The 17274-nt window shown below is 70.5% G+C and carries 17 protein-coding genes; 13 read left to right on the top strand and 4 right to left on the bottom strand.

Going from position 1 to position 17274, the window contains the following annotated elements:
• The coding region (locus ACJMNC_RS05735; RefSeq protein ID WP_408946981.1) for a plasma-membrane proton-efflux P-type ATPase at positions 1-2107 on the top strand (2107 nt) is incomplete at its 5' end.
• A gap of 46 nt (positions 2108-2153) precedes the next feature.
• On the opposite strand, the gene ACJMNC_RS05730 is transcribed toward ACJMNC_RS05735, so the two are convergent.
• On the bottom strand, positions 2154-3035 hold the full coding sequence (locus ACJMNC_RS05730) for a PPK2 family polyphosphate kinase (RefSeq protein ID WP_408946980.1): 882 nt from the start codon (positions 3033-3035) through the stop codon (positions 2154-2156).
• 473 nt (positions 3036-3508) lie between these two features.
• On the opposite strand from ACJMNC_RS05730, the gene ACJMNC_RS05725 reads away from it, so the two are divergent.
• From ACJMNC_RS05725 to ACJMNC_RS05690, 8 genes are all read left to right on the top strand, one after another.
• A complete protein-coding gene (locus tag ACJMNC_RS05725; RefSeq protein WP_408946990.1) occupies positions 3509-4732 on the top strand; it encodes a sensor histidine kinase in 1224 nt (407 codons plus the stop codon).
• A 17-nt stretch (positions 4733-4749) separates the two neighbouring features.
• Complete coding sequence (locus ACJMNC_RS05720; RefSeq protein ID WP_408946979.1) at positions 4750-5565, top strand: LytR/AlgR family response regulator transcription factor; 816 nt, start codon at positions 4750-4752, stop codon at positions 5563-5565.
• Positions 5566-5574: 9 nt separating this feature from the next.
• Entirely contained in the window at positions 5575-5988 is a 414-nt protein-coding gene (locus ACJMNC_RS05715) for a hypothetical protein (RefSeq protein WP_408946978.1), read from the top strand.
• The gene (locus tag ACJMNC_RS05710; RefSeq protein WP_408946977.1) at positions 5985-7712 is read left to right on the top strand and encodes a cation acetate symporter; all 1728 of its coding nucleotides are present in this window, start codon (positions 5985-5987) and stop codon (positions 7710-7712) included. The genes ACJMNC_RS05715 and ACJMNC_RS05710 overlap by 4 nt, the downstream gene beginning before the upstream one ends.
• 143 nt (positions 7713-7855) lie before the next feature.
• A complete protein-coding gene (locus ACJMNC_RS05705; RefSeq protein ID WP_408946976.1) occupies positions 7856-8233 on the top strand; it encodes a DUF485 domain-containing protein in 378 nt (125 codons plus the stop codon).
• A complete protein-coding gene (locus ACJMNC_RS05700) occupies positions 8230-9858 on the top strand; it encodes a cation acetate symporter (RefSeq protein ID WP_408946975.1) in 1629 nt (542 codons plus the stop codon). Before ACJMNC_RS05705 ends, ACJMNC_RS05700 begins: the two co-directional genes overlap by 4 nt.
• 120 nt (positions 9859-9978) lie before the next feature.
• Positions 9979-10608, top strand: a complete 630-nt coding sequence (locus tag ACJMNC_RS05695) for a hypothetical protein (RefSeq protein WP_408946974.1) — start codon at positions 9979-9981, stop codon at positions 10606-10608.
• Positions 10605-11249 (top strand): LpqN/LpqT family lipoprotein, encoded by a 645-nt coding sequence (locus ACJMNC_RS05690; RefSeq protein WP_408946973.1) that lies wholly within the window; start codon positions 10605-10607, stop codon positions 11247-11249. Before ACJMNC_RS05695 ends, ACJMNC_RS05690 begins: the two co-directional genes overlap by 4 nt.
• Before the next feature lie 7 nt (positions 11250-11256).
• Here the strand turns inward: ACJMNC_RS05690 and ACJMNC_RS05685 are convergent, their stop codons facing one another.
• The gene (locus ACJMNC_RS05685) at positions 11257-12678 is read right to left on the bottom strand and encodes an amidase (protein ID WP_408946972.1); all 1422 of its coding nucleotides are present in this window, start codon (positions 12676-12678) and stop codon (positions 11257-11259) included.
• A gap of 83 nt (positions 12679-12761) precedes the next feature.
• Here ACJMNC_RS05685 and ACJMNC_RS05680 point away from each other — a divergent pair, with 83 nt between their 5' ends.
• The 4 genes from ACJMNC_RS05680 (at position 12762) to ACJMNC_RS05665 (ending at position 16138) form a co-directional block, all read left to right on the top strand.
• Positions 12762-13958, top strand: a complete 1197-nt coding sequence (locus ACJMNC_RS05680; protein WP_408946971.1) for an acyl-CoA dehydrogenase family protein — start codon at positions 12762-12764, stop codon at positions 13956-13958.
• A gap of 42 nt (positions 13959-14000) precedes the next feature.
• Positions 14001-15116 carry an acyl-CoA dehydrogenase family protein gene (locus tag ACJMNC_RS05675; protein ID WP_408946970.1) on the top strand — a complete coding sequence of 372 codons (1116 nt, stop codon included), beginning with the start codon at positions 14001-14003 and terminating at the stop codon, positions 15114-15116.
• Positions 15117-15157: 41 nt separating this feature from the next.
• Positions 15158-15601 (top strand): DUF350 domain-containing protein, encoded by a 444-nt coding sequence (locus tag ACJMNC_RS05670; RefSeq protein WP_408946969.1) that lies wholly within the window; start codon positions 15158-15160, stop codon positions 15599-15601.
• A 78-nt stretch (positions 15602-15679) separates the two neighbouring features.
• Positions 15680-16138, top strand: a complete 459-nt coding sequence (locus ACJMNC_RS05665; protein ID WP_408946968.1) for an SRPBCC family protein — start codon at positions 15680-15682, stop codon at positions 16136-16138.
• A 46-nt stretch (positions 16139-16184) separates the two neighbouring features.
• On the opposite strand, the gene ACJMNC_RS05660 is transcribed toward ACJMNC_RS05665, so the two are convergent.
• Together ACJMNC_RS05660 and ACJMNC_RS05655 are read right to left on the bottom strand one after the other, a co-directional pair.
• Positions 16185-16340: a hypothetical protein gene (locus ACJMNC_RS05660; RefSeq protein ID WP_408946967.1), complete on the bottom strand. Its 156-nt coding sequence runs from the start codon at positions 16338-16340 to the stop codon at positions 16185-16187.
• A 493-nt stretch (positions 16341-16833) separates the two neighbouring features.
• Positions 16834-17250 carry a hypothetical protein gene (locus ACJMNC_RS05655; RefSeq protein WP_408946966.1) on the bottom strand — a complete coding sequence of 139 codons (417 nt, stop codon included), beginning with the start codon at positions 17248-17250 and terminating at the stop codon, positions 16834-16836.
• Between the last annotated feature and the right edge of the window lie 24 nt (positions 17251-17274).

Genomic DNA, 17274 nt, shown 5'->3' with positions numbered 1-17274 from the left:
CTACTCCGGCTCCATCGTCAAACAGGGCGAGACCACCGGCGTGGTGCTCGCGACCGGCTCCAACACCTTCTTCGGCCGGACCGCCACGCTCGTCGCCGGGGCCGGCAGCGTCTCGCACGCCCAGAAGGCGATGTTCCAGATCGGCAACTTCCTGATCGCCGTCGCGGTGATCCTGGCGGTGGTGCTGGTGCTCTTCGAAGTGTTCAACGACTTCGGCACGCAGTGGTCCGGTACCGCCGACGACAACCTCACCAAGGCACTGGGCATCGTCCAGTTCGTGCTGGTGCTGCTGGTCGCCTCCATCCCGGTCGCCATGCCCGCGGTGTTCTCGGTGACCATGGCGCTCGGAGCCCTGGCGCTGTCGAAGCAGAAGGCCATCGTCTCCCGGCTCGAATCGATCGAGGAGATGGCCGGCGTCGACATCCTCTGCTCCGACAAGACGGGCACCCTCACCAAGAACCAGCTGACTCTGGGCGACCCGATCCTGGTGGGCGCCACCGATCCTGCGGACGTGATCCTCGCCGGAGCCCTGGCCTCGCGCGCCGAGGACCACGACGCCATCGACGACGCGGTGGTCGCCGGACTCGCCGACGCCACCGTCCTGGCCACCTGGACCCAGCATCGGTTCACTCCCTTCGATCCGGTCAGCAAGTACACCAAGGCCGAGGTCACCGATCCCGACGGCAGGAACTTCACCGTCGCCAAGGGCGCACCGGCGGCGATCGTCGCCCTGGCCGGGGCCACCGGCGCCGACGCCGACACGGTCACCTCGTCGGTGGCCGATCTCGCCTCCCACGGCAACCGGGCTCTGGCGGTGGCGCGTTCGGCCGACGACGGCGCCAGCTGGACGATCCTCGGTGTGCTGCCGATGTTCGATCCGCCGCGCGACGACAGTCTGAGCACCATCGAGCACGTCCGCGCCAAGGGCGTGCAGATCAAGATGATCACCGGCGACGACACCGCCATCGCCGTCGAGACCGCCCGGCAGCTGAAGCTGGGCACCAACATCATGACGGCCTCGGACGTCTTCCCACCCGACATGGACCCGGACAATGTGCCGCCGGCCGTCGCCGACGCCATCGAGAAGGCCGACGGCTTCGCCCGGGTCTTCCCCGAACACAAGTACGCGATCGTCAAATCGCTCCAGCAGCGCGGTCACCTGGTGGCGATGACCGGCGACGGGGTCAACGATGCGCCGGCGCTCAAGCAGGCCGACTGCGGCACCGCCGTCTCCGGCGCCACCGACGCCGCCCGCGGCGCCGCGGCCCTGATCCTCACCGCCCCCGGGCTCTCGGTGATCAACAGCGCGATCGACGAGGCGCGCCGCATCTTCGGCCGGGTCACCAGCTACACGATCTATCGGGTGGCGCTGACCATCGACATCATGTTCCTGGTGGTGCTGGCCACCCTGATCCTGGGATTCCAGCCGCTCACCGCGGTGATGATCGTGATCATCTCGCTGCTCGACGATGTGCCGATCATGACCATCGCCTACGACAACACCCCGGTCAGCAAACGTCCCATCCGCTGGCGGATGCCCCGGATCCTCGCGACGTCCGCGGTCCTCGGCTTCGCCTCCGTCGTGCAGTCTCTGGGCCTGTTCTTCTTCGTGTGGGGGATGACCAGGCTCGGCGACGGCACCCTGGGCATGGCCTCCTGGCACGGCACCGACGGCACCGCCGTCGACCAGATCCAGACCGCGGTCTTCCTGCAGCTGGTCACCGGCGGCCACCTGCTCATCTTCGTCACCCGCGCCGAGCGCTGGTTCTTCCTGCGCCCGTTCCCGTCCTGGCCGTTGGTGGCCGCGATCACCGGCACCCAGATACTGGCGGTCCTGATGGCCGGCTTCGGCTGGCTGATGAAGCCGCTGCCGTGGGAGATGGTCGGCGTGGTGCTGGCCTACTGCGTGGTGTGGGTCTTCGTCATGGGTGCGGTGCGACTGGGCACCGAGCGCCATCTCGATCACGGCTTCCGCTGGAACCGGCTCGGCGAGAACGACATCACCCGCGAGCTGCGTCCGCCGATGCTGCGGCCGCACCAGCCGCGCGGCGAGGCGACGGCGGCCGCGCCGGCCGCCACCGCGTCGGCCACCACCGCATCGGTCTGAGTGGAACCGGCCGGTCCGGACCGGCCGGCGGCGCTCACTCGGCCGCTCAGCCGCCGAGTTCGGCGGCCAGGGTGCCGCGGGCCTTCTGCTGGGCCGCGCGGTCCTCGTCGGAGACCGTCGGATACCGCGGATCGAGCGCCCGCAGCTGTTCGAGCAGCACCGCGAACGTCGACAGGTGACTGGCCCACTTGTGGTCGGCCGGGATCACATGCCAGGGCGCGTACTCGGTGCTGGTGTGGCTGAGCATCTCGTTGAACGCGTACTGGTACTCGTCCCAGTAGCCGCGCTCGGCCAGATCGGCCCGGGAGAACTTCCAGTTCTTCTCCGGGCGATCGATCCGGTCCAGAAAGCGCCGGGCCTGCTCGTCCTTGGAGACGTTGAGGAACAGCTTCACGATCACCGTGCCGTTGTCGGTGAGCTGCCGCTCCCAGGCGTTGATGTCCTTGTACCGCCGGTGCCAGATCCGGCCGTCGCGGGCATTGGCCGAGGCCGGCCACAGCATCTCCGGGTGCACCCGGGTCACCGTCACGTTCTCATAGTGCGAACGATTGAACACGGCGATCCGGCCCAGCGCCGGAACCACCAGCTGGTGCCGCCACAGATAGTCGTGCGCACGTTCGGCGGCCGACGGGGCCTTGAAACCGTGCACGTCCACACTGGCCGGATTCATACCGGACATGACGTGTTTGACGGTGCCGTCCTTACCTGCCGCGTCGATGGCCTGCAGCACGATCAGCAGTGACCGGTCCGCCTGCGCGGTGAACCGATCCTGCAGGTCGAAGAGCTCGGCCTTGCCCTGCTCGAGCAGCTCCAGACCGTCCTTCTTCTTCAGCCCCTTGGGCTTGCGACCCGGATCGAAGTCCCGCGCCAGCTCCACCCGGCTCCCCGGCTGCACCAGCGTCTCGCGTGCCAAAGACTTCCACTTCATACCGTTGCCCCCTCGTCCATCCGCCTCGGTCGACTCCGACGCGGCACACCCCTACTCTGCCGCAGCCGAGTAGCGGACGGGGTGTCCGGCAGCAGAATTCGCCGATCCGGTGACGAATCCCGCGCGGGACGTCAACGCCTGGGCTGCACCCGGGCGGCGGCGTCGTCCTCGCCCGAGCCCATCAGGAAACTGATCCACGGCACCACTCCGAGTGCCCCGATCGTCAGCAGAACGCCCATCGGTTCCCTCTCTTCCGTCCGTCGGCACCCCAGCGGCGCCGATCTCATCGCACCAGCACCGGATGGCCCGACCGGGGCGACCGGATGAACGAGGACGAAGAGCTCGCTGAACTGATCCCGACGCTTCAGGCGCGGACCGCCCGCGAACGGCGCGGTTCTGCGAGAGAATCGGGCGGCGACGATCCGGCGCCGCCGCCGGGGCAGACCGGCACCGCGCCGGAGCGAGGAGGGGCGATGTCCGGTGAGCTGATCGCGATCGTGGTGCTCGGCGGAATCCTGGCGCTGCTGCTCTTCGTCATCGTGCTGCGCACCCGCACCGTGGTGGCCACCCCGCACGAGCAGGCCGTGCACGACACCTTGCGGATCGCCGCCGATGCCGCGCGGCCGCTGCGGCACGGGCTGACCGCCGAGTCCGCGGCCGAAGCCGTCGGCCCGCTGCGCGAACTCACCTCCGCCGCCGGCGTCGCGCTCTACGCCGACGACGGCACCCTGCTGGCCGCCGACGGCCTGCCGCAGGTGTGGAGCGACGGACTCTCCGGCGCCGCACGGCAACTCGCCGCCGACGCCCTGACCGAGCGGCGGCGGCGCATCGCGACCGACCCGGCGGACGGCACCGGCCCGGTGCGCTCGCTGATCGCCGCACCGCTGCTCACCGACGACATCAGCGCCGGGGTGCTGGTGGTGGCCTCGGTCCGCGACCCCGGCCCCGGCCGGATCGGGGCGATCACCGAGGTCGCGAACTACGCGGCCGGTCAGCTGCAGCTCGCCGAACTCGACGCCTCCCGCGCCCGGCTCGACCGCGCCGAGGTGCTGGCGCTGCGTGCCCAGATCAGCCCGCATTTCATCTACAACGCGCTCGGCACCATCGCCTCGTTCGTCCGCACCGACCCGGCCCGGGCCCGCGAACTGATCCTCGAGTTCGCCGACTTCACCCGCTACAGCTTCCGGGCGGCCGGCGAATACACCACCCTCGACGAGGAACTGCGCAACATCGATCGCTACCTGACCCTCGAACGGGCGCGCTTCGGCGAGGGGCTGACCGTGAAGCTTCAGGTGGATGCCGAGGTTCTGGGTGTGGTGCTGCCCTTCTTGGCCCTGCAGCCGCTGGTGGAGAACGCCGTCCGGCACGGCCTGGCCGGGCGGCGCACCGGAACGGTCACCCTGGTGGCCCGCAACTCCGGCACCGACTGCCTGATCAGCGTGGAGGACGACGGGGCCGGGATGGATCCGGAACTGCTGCACAGCGGGGCGATCGACGCCCTGGTCCCCGGCCCCGACGGGGACGGCGCCCACGTCGGACTGACCAATGTGGATCAACGACTGCGCTCGGCCTTCGGCAATGACTACGGTCTAGTCGTCGACACCGGACTCGGGGCCGGTACCAAGGTGAGCATGCGGGTTCCTAAGTTCGCGTCCGGGATCCGCGCCCAGCCCGCCACCGGACCGGCCGAGACGTAGCCACGCGAGGAGGGGCGATGACCGAACTGACCGTGCTGGCGGTGGACGATGAGGCCCCGGCCCGCGACGAGCTGGCCTTCCTGCTCGGCGAGCACCCGGCGGTGGGCCGGGTGATCACCGCCGCCGACGCCACCGAGGCCCTCCGCGAACTCTCCGAACAGGCCGTCGACGCCGCCTTCCTGGACATCTCCATGCCGGGGCTGACCGGGATGGAACTGGCCGCGGTGCTCGCGCGCTATGCCACCCCGCCGGCCGTCGTCTTCGTCACCGCCCACGACGATCGCGCCGTGCAGGCCTTCGAGGTGGGCGCCGTGGACTATCTGCTCAAACCGCTGCGGGAGGAACGGCTCAATCAGGCACTCGATCGGGTGCTGGCGGTGCGGGCCGCGCCGGGAAGCCCCGGCGGCGACGACGGGGCGGCCGACGCCCCCGGCACCGACGGCGAGGTGATCCCCGTCGAGCGCGGCGGGGTGACTGCTCTGATCCGCCGGGACTCGGTGGCCTGGGTCGAGGCCGTCGGCGACTACGCACGGCTGCACACCGACAGCGGCGAGTATCTGGTCCGGGTGACCCTCTCAACGCTCGAATCCCGCTGGGCGGCCGCCGGTTTCGCACGCGTGCACCGCAGCTACCTGGTGGCGCTGCCGCACGTGGCCGGGCTGCGCTCGGACGGAACCGCCACCAAGGTGATGGTCCGCGGCCCGGGCGCCGGCAGGGTCGTGGAGCTCCCGGTGAGCCGCCGGCAGGTGCGGGAACTGAAGGATCGCCTGGTGCGTGATCCGTTGCGCACCTTCCGCTCCGGCCGCTCCGAGACCTCCGGACCGGGCGTCTAGGAGTCCGCCGTGCCCGACCAGACCCCGCGCCGCGAACGCGTGGTGCTCTCCCAGCGCCGCGGCGCCCGCCCGGTGCGCACCCGGGTGGAGGTGGCCGAGCAGACCGGCATGGGCGAGCACCTGGTGCGCGGTCTGGTGCGGGCTCAGCTGGGGCTCGCACTGCGCATCGGCGCCGGTGTGATCGCGGTGTTCGCCGCCATCCCGCTGCTCGGGCACTTCGTCGCCGGTTTCACCACCGCCGAGCTCGCCGGCATCCCGATCAACTGGCTGGTGCTGATCGTGCTGCCGTATCCGCTGCTGTACCTGGCAGGACGGCTCTACATCCGATTCGCCGAGCAGGCCGAACGCGACTTCCTCCGGGTGGTCGACGATGCCGGTCCCGACGAGAGCCCTCCCGGGGCCGGCGAGCGGACGCCCCGGTGACCGGCTCCGCCGAAGCACTGATCGTCGCCGCCGTGGCGGTCACCGTGATCGGCACGGTGGCCATCGGCGCCTACGGCGGACGCGGCGCACGCTCCACCTCCGACTTCCTGGTGGCCTCCCGCAGCATCGGCACCCGCGCCAACGCCGCCGCCATCGCCGGCGAATACCTGTCGGCCGCCTCCTTCCTCGGAGTGGCCGGTCTGGTCGCCAAATACGGCGCCGATGCACTCTGGTACCCGATCGGCTTCACCGCCGGCTACCTGTCGCTGCTGCTCTTCGTCGCCGCCCCGCTGCGCCGCTCCGGTGCCTACACCGTGCCCGACTTCGCCGAGTTCCGGCTGGGGTCGGTCCTCGCCCGCCGGGTCGCGATGGTCATCGTCGTGCTGATCTGCGTGCTGTACCTGGTCCCCCAGCTCCAGGGGGCGGGCCTGACCCTCGACATCCTGCTCGGGCTGCCCGACTGGGTGGGTGTGCTGGTGGGGGGCATCGCGATCGTGGTCAACGTGGTCGGCGGCGGCATGCGCTCGGTGACCCTGGCCCAGGCCGTGCAGTACTGGCTCAAACTCACCGCGATCGCGGTCCCGGCGCTGGTCGCGATCGGCTTCTTCGTCCACCAGCCGTACGACCTGGCGAAGCCCCTGCCGGCCCGAGTCGCCGAGGCCACCACCGTGCAGGTGCGCACCGAGGTCACGGTGACGGTCACCGATCCGGCCGGGGTCGCCGCCACCGGCACCGTCGACGGGCATCGGGTCCACCGGCAGCCGCTGAGTCCCGGACGGCACGTGATCGGTGACGGCGGCACCCTCCTGCTCGGCGCCGGGGCCGCCACCCCGGTGGTCTCGGGTGCACCGCAGACCGGCCGGGAGTGGTCCCGCTCCGGCGGCGGCCTGGGCGGCGACCATCCGCTCTACCAGGTGCTGTCCCTGATCCTGGCGACCTTCCTCGGGGCTCTCGGGCTGCCGCATGTGCTGGTGCGCTTCTACACCAACCGTTCCGGCCCGCAGGCGCGACGGGCCGCCCTCACCGTGATCGTGCTGCTGTCCGGCTTCTACCTCTTCCCCACCGCACTGGGCGTCCTCTCACGCCTGTACGTCCCGCAGGTTCTGGCCACCGGCACCGCCGACGCCGCCGTTCTGCTGATGCCCACCGCGCTGGTCAGCGGGCTGCCCGGGCAGCTGCTGGCGGCACTGGTCGCCGCCGGGGCGATCGCCGCCTTCCTGGCCACCTCGTCGGGGCTGCTCATCTCCATCGCGGGCGCCGGCTCGGACCTGCTGCCGCCGGGAGTGCGCAGTTTCCGGCTGGTCGCCGTGATCGGCGGCATCGTGCCGATGGCGCTCGCACTGGCGGCCGGCTCGCTGGAACTGTCCCGCTCTGTGGGCATCGTCTTCGCCGTCTCGGCCGCCACCCTGTGCCCGCTGCTGGTGCTGGGTATCTGGTGGCGCGGCCTCACCGCCCGCGGCGCCGTCGCCGGGCTCGCCGTGGGCGGGGCGACCTCGGCCGTGGCCGTAGTCTGCGGCACGCTCGGCGTGCCCGGCGGCGGTTGGGGCGCCGATCTGGTGAACTTCCCCGCCGCGGCGACCGTGCCGCTGACCTTCGCGGTGATGGTCGGCGTCAGTCTCGCCGACCGGAACCGGGTACGGAACGACGTGGCCACCGTGATGGCCCGCATGCACGTACCCGAGCGGCTCGGGCTGGGCCTCGAACGCACCCCCACCGGCGACTGAGCCGACCGTTCATCGGCACCGCCCGACCGTTCACCGCACGGCGGACCGGCTCCGTCGTTCCGGTCACACAAGCCGTTCCCTGTGATCCAGGTCTCCCCTCATGCTGAGGTGGTTCACCGCCCCAGCCATCGAAGGAGAACGGCGTGTCCACCACCGAGATCGGCAGCCCCGGGACGACGCCCGACAGCGCCGAATTCCTGGCCGCCCAAGCCAGTCCGGAGTTCGCGAGACTCCGCCGCACCCTGTACCGCTTCATCTTCCCGATGACGGCGTTCTTCCTCATCTGGTACGCCACCTATGTCCTGCTCGGCGCCTTCGCGCACGACTTCATGGGCACCAAGGTCTGGGGGAACCTGAACGTCGGCCTGCTGCTGGGTCTGCTGCAGTTCGTCACGACCTTCGGCATCACCGGCCTGTACGTGCGCTTCGCCGACCGCACCCTCGACCCGCAGGCAGAGATCGTGCGCGAGCACTTCGCCGACGGCACCTACGCCGCCGCAGCCGGAAAGGTCCAGCGATGACCACCACCGACCTCGCCTCGTCGGTAGGCAACCCGACCGCCAACATCGCCATCTTCCTGGCCTTCGTGATCATCACGCTGACTGTGGTGATCAAGGTGAGCGGCAACAACAAGTCCGCCTCCCAGTTCTTCACCGGCGGCAGCTCGTTCTCCGGCCCGCAGAACGGCATCGCCATCGCCGGCGACTATCTCTCGGCGGCCAGCTTCCTCGGCATCGCCGGGGCCATCGCCGTCTACGGCTACGACGGCTTCCTCTACTCGATCGGTTTCCTGGTGGCCTGGCTGGTGGCGCTGCTGCTGGTGGCCGAACTGCTGCACAACACCGGCCGCTTCACCATGGCCGACGTGCTGAGCTTCCGGCTCAAGCAGCGGCCCGTGCGCACCGCGGCCGCCATCTCCACACTGACGGTCTCGCTGTTCCATCTGCTCGCGCAGATGGCCGGCGCCGGCGGCCTGGTGGCCCTGCTGCTCGACATCGAGGGCCGCACCGGTCAGTCCATCGTGATCGCCGTGGTCGGCATCCTGATGATCGTCTACGTGCTCATCGGCGGCATGAAGGGCACCACCTGGGTGCAGATCATCAAGGCCTGCCTGCTGATCACCGGTGCCGCGGTGATGACCCTGATGGTGCTCGGCAAGGTGGGATTGAACGTCTCCGACCTGTTCGGCCGCGCCCAGGACGCGATCAGCGGCTCGGCCGACGAGGCCGTGGCCTCGCGCGATGTGCTCGCGCCGGGCGCCAAATACGGCAAGGACACCACCACCAAGATGGACTTCCTGTCGCTGGCGCTAGCCCTGGTGCTCGGCACCGCCGGCCTGCCGCATGTGCTGATGCGCTTCTACACGGTGCCCACCGCCAAGGAGGCCCGCCGCTCGGTGGTCTGGTCCATCGGCCTGATCGGCGCCTTCTACCTGTTCACTCTGATCCTGGGCTACGGCGCCGCGGCCTTCGTGGGACCGGACAAGATCCTCTCCGCCGCCGGCGGGGAGAACGCGGCGGCCCCGCTGCTGGCCCTCGAACTCGGCGGCACGGTGCTGCTCGGGATCATCTCGGCGGTCGCCTTCGCCACTATCCTCGCGGTGGTCGCGGGTCTGGCCATCACCGCCTCGGCCTCGTTCGCCCACGACATCTACGCGAGCGTGATCAAGCGCAATCAGTGCAGCGAGGAAGATCAGGTCCGGGTCTCGCGCTACACCGTGGTGGTGCTCGGCATCCTCGGTATCGTGCTCGGCATTCTGGCCAACGGCCAGAACATCGCCTTCCTGGTGGCCCTGGCCTTCGCGGTGGCGGCCTCGGCGAATCTGCCGACCATCCTGTACTCGCTGTTCTGGCGGCGGTTCAACACCCGGGGCGCCCTGTGGAGCATGTACGGCGGACTCACCGCCACCATCGTGCTGATCGTCTTCTCGCCGGCCGTCTCGGGCCGCGCGTCGTCGATGATCCCGGGAGCCGACTTCGCCTGGTTCCCGCTGGCCAACCCCGGCCTGGTGTCCATCCCGCTGGCCTTCGTGCTCGGTATCGTCGGCACCCTCACCTCGCGGGACACCGGCTCGCCGGAGAAGAACGCGGAGATGGAGGTGCGCTCGCTCACCGGCGTCGGCGCCGCCGGTGCGGTGGCCCACTGACCGGGATCACCTCACCGCACCGGCCGGGGCTGTCGACCGCAGGGTCGGCGGCCCCGGCCGCGCCGCTCCCGGGGACTGGCGGCCCGAAACCACAGGTCGGGATTGTTACACTCTGCAGCCATGCGCACTCGCCTCCTCGCGGTCCCGGCCGCCCTGCTGCTCAGCGTCGGCCTGCTCACCGCCTGCGGTGACGACGACTCGTCCTCCTCGGACGCCTCCGCGACCAACACCGCCCCGGTGAACGCCGCCTGCGCCGAGCCCGGCGCACCGCTGACCCCGCTGTCCGAGGTGGCGGGCGGACCGATCGTGCAGATTCCGGTGCCGTCGGGCTGGGAGAAGACCGACGCCCCCGCCGGCTCCGGCACCGACCAGGTGCAGGTCCGGCTGGCACTGGTCGCGAAAGGCCTGACCTCCAACGGCTTCACCCCCAATCTGGTGGTCACCTCCAACGACAGCGGCGCCGACGCGCAAGCGGTCCTGGACGGGGAGATCCGGTCCGTGCAGCAGGCCGACCCGAACGCCACCGTGACCCCCGGCTCCACCTGCGGCTACCCGTCGGCCACCGCCGCCGTCGAACTGCCCGCCGCGCAGGGCGCCCCGGCGCGCGCCGGAATGCTCAAGACCATCGTCGTCTCGCAGGGCACCGGCACCGTCACCTACTCGCTGACCGCCCAGAGCACCGACGGCGGCAACAGCGACTACCAGCAGGCGGTCCAGACCATGTTCGACGGCGTGCAGATCAACAAGTGATCACCCGTCGATGCGGGCGCCGGATCGCCGGCACCGCGGCCGCGCTCGGCCTGAGCCTGCTCACCGCCTGTTCGAGTATCGAGGGCACACCGGTGACCGCGCCGTCCAGCCGGGCCGACGGTGCCGCCGCGTGCGCGAGTGTCGACGATCCGCTAGTCGCCCTCAATGCGCAGCCGGGAGAGCCCACGGTGGAACTGCCGACACCGGCCGGCTGGGAACGCCACACCGCGATGGATTCGGAGATCATCCGACTCGGCCTGGTCAACACGGGCTTCACCCGCGACCGGTTCACGCCCAATGTGGTGGCCACCGCGGAGACGTCCACCGGGGATCCGCAGGCGGCGTTCGAGTTGCAGCTCACCGGGCTGCGCCGGGTCTATGGAGACTCCGTCCCCGCGACCGGCACCCCCGGCACCGTCTGCGGCTACCCGTCCTGGACGCTCGACTACACCCTGCCCGCGCAGGGCTCGATCCCGGCGAGGCCGGCGATACTGCAGGTGATCGTGGTGCCGCGCGACGACTCCGCGTCGACCACCTACACGATGACCGCGCAGGCCACCGCCCCGGCCGATCCGCAGTACGAGGCCGATGTGCGAGCCATGTTCGAGGGCGTGCAGATCTCCGGCGCCCAGGGCGCCTGAGCCGCGGTCAGGACTGTGCGCCGGCGTCCTGGATCCGGGCGAAGGGCTGCGCCGCCTCGAGTTCGTAGGCGATCTCCAGCAGCGCCCGCTCCCCGCCCAGGTCCGCCGAGAAGTGCATCCCGATCGGCCGGCCGTCGGCGGTCGAGCCGAGCGGCAGCGAGATCGCCGGGGCGCCGGAGGTGTTGTTCGGCGGGGTGAAGGAGACGTACCGGGTGAGCCGGTCGAAGACCTCGTCGAAGTCGGCCGACGGATCCAGGTAGCCGATCTCCGGGGCACTGTGCGAGAGCGTCGGCGAGAGCACCAGATCGTAGGCGGCCAACAGCTCCCGCATCCGCCGGGTGGACGTGCGCAGACCGTGCAGCGCCGACGGCGTCTTGTAGAAGCGGCGGGTGAATCGGCGGGACAGGCCGCGGGTGAACGGGTCGACGCGGCTGCGATCGAACCCGGCGCCGACGGTGCGGGCGCCGAAGCGGTCCATGGAGAAGGCCATCAGCGCCCAGTACAGCGCGAACTGGTCGACGTACGACCGCTCGACCGGCAGCGGGACGGTCTCGACCCGGTGCCCGAGCGCCTCGAGCAGATCGACGGTGGCCATCAGCACCCGGTTGGTGTCCGGCTCGAGCAGCTGCCCGGTGATCGGCTCGGCGATCAGCGCGATCCGCAGCCGCCGCTCCCCCGGACCCTGCACCAGCCCCACCGGCTCGAGACCGTCCACCGGGCGCTGGCGCTCCAGGTCGGCCAGGAAGTAGGCACTGTCGCGGACGCTGCGGGTGAGCACCCCGTTGCACACCAGATCGATGGGCGCCTTGGCGGCCAGCGGATCGGCGGCGGTGCGGCCGCGCGTCGGTTTGAGTCCCACCAGCCCGCAGGCCGCGGCCGGGATCCGGATGGATCCGCCGCCGTCGTTGCCGTGCGCGATCGGCAGCGCCCCCGCCGCCACCAACGCGGCCGCCCCGCCGGACGAGCCGCCCGACGACCGGTCGGTGTCCCACGGATTGCGGGTCGGTTCGCGGTCGTCGAACTCCGTGCTCGCCGACAGCCCGAAGGGCGGCATCGTCGTCGTCCCCAGAACGTTGACGCCGGTGCCCACGAACTCACCGGTGAACGGCGCGTCGGCGGCCGCGGGCTCAGCCGAGGTGGCCGCCGAACCGTAGCGGGTGGGCAGGCCCGCCACCGCGGTGTTCGACTTGATCGCCGACGGCACGCCGGCGAAGGCACCCGAGAACGAGTTGCTCGCCGCCCGGGCGCGGGCGCGCTCCCGGTCGTCCTCGGCGATCGCCGCGAGCGTCGGGTTCACCGCGTCGATCCGGGCGAGCGCGGCGTCGAGCATCTCCAGGGCGCTGGCCTGCTTCGATGCGATCGCCCGGGCCACGCCCACGGCATCCAGATCGCCCAGCGCGTCGTCGCCGAAAGAATGAACGTGTTTCATTCCGTCCAAGGTACTCACTCCGGAGTGAACCGGATCACGGACCCGGCGTACCGGCGCGTAGCCGGTGGAGTAAGAACTAGGGTATGCAGATCCGATTCAGCGAAGAAGAAGCGGCCTTCCGGAGCGAGCTCCGCGAATTCTTCACCACCGAAGTCCCCGAAGACATCCGCCGACGGTGCGCCGAAGGCGAACTGAACTACCCCGACGACATCGTCACCACCACCCGGATCCTCAACGCGAAGGGCCTGGCGACCCCGCACTGGCCGGTCGAGGTGGGCGGCCAGGACTGGACGCCGGTGCAGCACCACATCTACCGCGAGGAGATGTCGCTGGCCTCCGTCCCGGACATGCTGCCGTTCAACGCCGGCATGGTCGGTCCGGTGATCGCCGCCTTCGGCACCCAGGAGCAGAAGGACCGCTTCCTGCCGGCCACCGCGAACCTGGACATCTGGTGGTGTCAGGGCTTCTCCGAGCCCGAGGCCGGTTCGGACCTCGCCTCGCTCAAGACCCGCGCCGTGCGCGACGGTGACCACTACGTGGTCAACGGCCAGAAGACCTGGACCACCCTGGGCCAGTTCGCCGACTGGATCTTCTGCCTGGTGCGCACCGATCCGGATGTGAAGAAGCAGGCCGGCATCAGCTTCCTGCTGTTCCCGATGGACACCCCCGGGGTCACGCTGCGGCCGATCCAGCTGATCGACGGCAGCTACGAGGTCAACGAGGTCTTCTTCGAGGACGTCCGGGTGCCGGTCGAGAACCTGGTCGGCGAGGAGAACCAGGGCTGGACCCTGGCCAAGTTCCTGCTCGGCAACGAGCGTTCGGGCATCGCCCGGGTCGGCTGGACCAAGACCCAGCTGGCGCGCGCCAAAGAACTCGCCGCGCAGATCCCCGCCGGCGACGGCACCCTGATCGACGATCCGCGCTACGCCTCGCGCATCGCCGAACTGGAGAACAAGCTGCTCGCACTCGAACTGACCCAGCTGCGCGTGGTGGCCGGCTCGTCCGACGGCAAGCCGAATCCGGCGTCGTCGCTGCTCAAGCTCTACGGCAGCCAGCTGCAGCAGGAGGTCACCGAGCTGATCGCCGACATCGCCGGACCGGAGTCGCTGCCGGTGGCCGGCCTCGGCGCCGACGAGCCGAACGGTTCGGCGCAGGTCGACGTCCCGGCCTGGGCGCAGCTCTCGGTCCCGGCCTACCTCAACTACCGCAAGGTGACGATCTACGGCGGCTCCTCGGAGGTCCAGCGGCAGATCATCGACAAGGCCGTCCTCGGCCTGTAACGGCCCGACTGCTCACGCTTCCGAGAGAACTTAAGGACAACAATGGATTTCGAGCTTTCTGACGAACAGGCGATGCTCCGCGACACGGTGCGCGAGGTGCTCACCCGCACCTACGACGTGGAGACCCTCCGCCGGGTCACCGACACCGACCGCGGCTGGAGCGACGACGTGTGGAAGGCCCTGGCCGAGATCGGCATTCTGGGTCTGGTCTTCACCGAGGAGGACGGCGGCGTGGGCGGCGGCCCCGAGGAGCTGACCGCCGTGCTCACCGAATTCGGCGCCGCGCTGGCCCCCGAGCCCTTCCTCGACTCGGTGGTGGTCCCCGGACTGCTGGTGGCCCGCACCGCCGACGAGCAGGTGCGCGCCGAGGTGCTCGGCGGCCTGGCCGCGGGCGAACGGCTGCTGGCCTTCGCCCACCAGGAGAAGCACGACCGCTGGCCGGCCGCGGCGGTGGCCGTCTCCGCCGACGGCTCGTCGATCAGCGGCACCAAGTCGCTGGTGCCGCACGGCGACTGCGCCGACACCTTCGTCGTCTCCGCCCGGGACGCCGACGGCACGGTGGGCCTGTACCTGGTGGCCGCCGATGCCGACGGGGTGACCCGCACCGGCTACCGGACGCACGATCGCCGGCGCGGCGCGCAGGTGGTCTTCGACGGCGCAGCGGCGCAGCGGCTGGGCAGCGGTGACGCCACCGCCCTGATCACCGAGATCGAGACGCTGGCCCAGGTGGGCCTGTGCGCGGAGGCGCTCGGCGCGATGAGCCGCTCGCTGGAGATGACCACCGAGTATCTGCGCTCCCGCAAGCAGTTCGGGGTGCCGCTGGCCACCTTCCAGGCGCTCACCCACCGGGCCGCGGACATGTACGTGCAGCTGGAGCTGGCCCGCAGCCTCACCCTGTTCGGCACGGCCGCGCTGTCCGAGGGCCGCACCGATCCGCTGATCGCCTCGCGGGCCAAGCTGCAGACCTGCCGCTCGGCGCGGTGGATCGGGCAGGAGGCCATCCAGATGCACGGCGGCATCGGCATGACCGCCGAGTACCCGATCGCGCACTACGTGAGCCGGCTGACCGCCATCTCCCACACGCTCGGCGACGCCGACGCACATCTGGACGCGATCACCGCACAGGTGCAGGACTGGGAGATGGTCACCGTCGAGTGATCTACGGTCCGCGGGGGCGGCGCGCACCCTAGAGTTGAGCCATGGACTCCACCACCGTGCTGCGCGACAACCTCGCGGACCTCACCTCCTACGGCCTGCTGACCGTAGGCCTGCTGATTCTGGGATTCGCTGTGCTGGACGTGATCACGCCCGGCAGTCTGCGCACCATGGTCTGGCGCGAGGGCCACCGCAATGCGGTGGTCCTCGCCGTCTCTCAGGTCCTCGGCGTCACGCTGGCCGTCGCCGCCGGGATCGCCGCCAGCGTGGGTCTGGAGCTGTGGCGCGGGGTGCTCTACACCTTCGTCTACGGCGTGGTGACCATCGCGCTGATGGCCTTCGCCTTCGTCCTGGTCGATCTGCTCACCCCGGGCCGGCTCGGCTCGGTGCTGCTCGAGGACGACGACCACGGCCCGGCCGTCTGGATGGGCGCCGCTCTGTTCGTCGCCGTCGGCCTGGCGGTGGCCGCGTCGCTCTCGCTGTTCTGACGACCGGCTTCCGCCGGACCGCGCGAGTGCTCTAGAGTCCCTCGGAACAGGCATCCGCGCCGAAACGAGGAGACACACATGGCTACCCCGCTGATCGAAGAGACCATCGAGATCGACGCCACCCCCGACCGGGTGTGGGCCGTCGTCTCCGACCTCGCCCGGATGGGTGAGTGGAGCCCGCAGTGCAAGAAGATGATCATCTTCGGCGGCCCGGTCAAGGCCGGCACCCGCACCCTCAACATCAACCGGCGCGGAGCGCTGGTGTGGCCCACCCGCGCCAAGGTGGTGGCCTTCGAACCGGAGAAGGAACTGGCCTTCCGGATCACCGACAACCACACCGTGTGGTCCTACCGGCTCACGCCCAGCGCGACCGGCACCACCCTGACCGAGTCCCGCACGGTGGCGGGCGGCCAGACCACCAAGATCTCGTCAGTGCTGGTGGACAAGGTCTTCGGCGGCAACACCAACTTCGAGTCCGAACTCTCCGCGGGGATCCGCGAAACACTCGGCAAGATCAAGCGCGCCGCCGAAGCCTGAGTCCTCCCCGGGCAGCGGCGGCCGGTAGAGCCGGCCGGAACCTGGGCTAGCTGGGCCGGGCCGTCGTACTCGGGGCCTGCCCGGTGCCGTTCGGGGCCTGCTCGGTGCCGTTCGGGGCCTGCTGGTCGCCGCCGGGGAACTGCCGGTTCCCGCCGTCGGGCACCTGCCGGTTGCCGCCTCCCGGTCCCTGACCGTCCTGCATGTTCCAGCCCCCCCCTGCGGGCCTCCGCGGCCCGGGCCACCACCGTCGCCGTTCATGCCCGGAAAGTCGCGGCTGTGCGAACGGCCCCCACCGTCGCCGCCGGTCTGGTCGCCGGTGATGTAGCCGAGGCCGAAGCCGACCAGCAGCAGTGCGGCACCGGCCGCGGCGGCGCCGCCGATCACCCACTTGCGGCGCACGTCCTCTGCGCCGGCCGGACCGGGCTGCGCCGGGGCTGCGGGCTGAGCCGCCTGGACGGGCTGGGTCTCCGGGACGGGCTGGGTGACCGGCTCCTGCGGAGCGGCGCCCTGGCTGATCGGTTCGGTGTTCGCGGACTGATCGTCGGTCATGGTTGTTCTTTCCCTCCTGTGACCCGACGGGGCCGCCCGGGGAGAGCCCCCGGACGCCGCCGGATCACCCGATGGTGCCGAGCACACCTGTCCGTCTCCTGTGAACGACCTGCCGGGTACCTGTCACCGTGCCCGATACGTCCGGATCACTCCCGGGTGACGGCGTAGAGGATCGAGTTGGCGGTGCCCGACGAGGTCGCCGAGATCCCGACGTTCACCCAGTAGGTGTGCTCGCCGTCCCGCTTCGACAGCAGGACCGACCGCTCCCGGTCGTTGTCGGTCCGCGACGACTCCGTGTACCCGGCGTCGGTCAGGGTGCTCACCGCGTTGGTGAACGCGTTGCCGTCCGAGGCCTGCGCCTGAATCATCACCTGCCAGGAGGAATCGCCGCCCGAGGCGTCGAGCACTGCGCCGTCGATCATCGGCACCTGGGCCGTGGGGAAGTCCTTGGGCAGCGCCGCCCCGGGCCGTGACGACTCCGCCTCGTCCGAGCATCCGGCCAGTGCGACGATCGCCAGCAGCGCGGTCAACAGCGCCAACAGGGATCTGCGCGAGAAGCTCATGAGACCAAACGGTAAAGTAAAGAC

The sequence above is a fragment of the Gordonia sp. VNK21 genome (assembly GCF_046098115.1).
GTDB lineage: Bacteria > Actinomycetota > Actinomycetes > Mycobacteriales > Mycobacteriaceae > Gordonia.
Note: the sequence above shows the minus strand (reverse complement) of the source record. Positions and strands in the feature narration are given on the sequence as shown.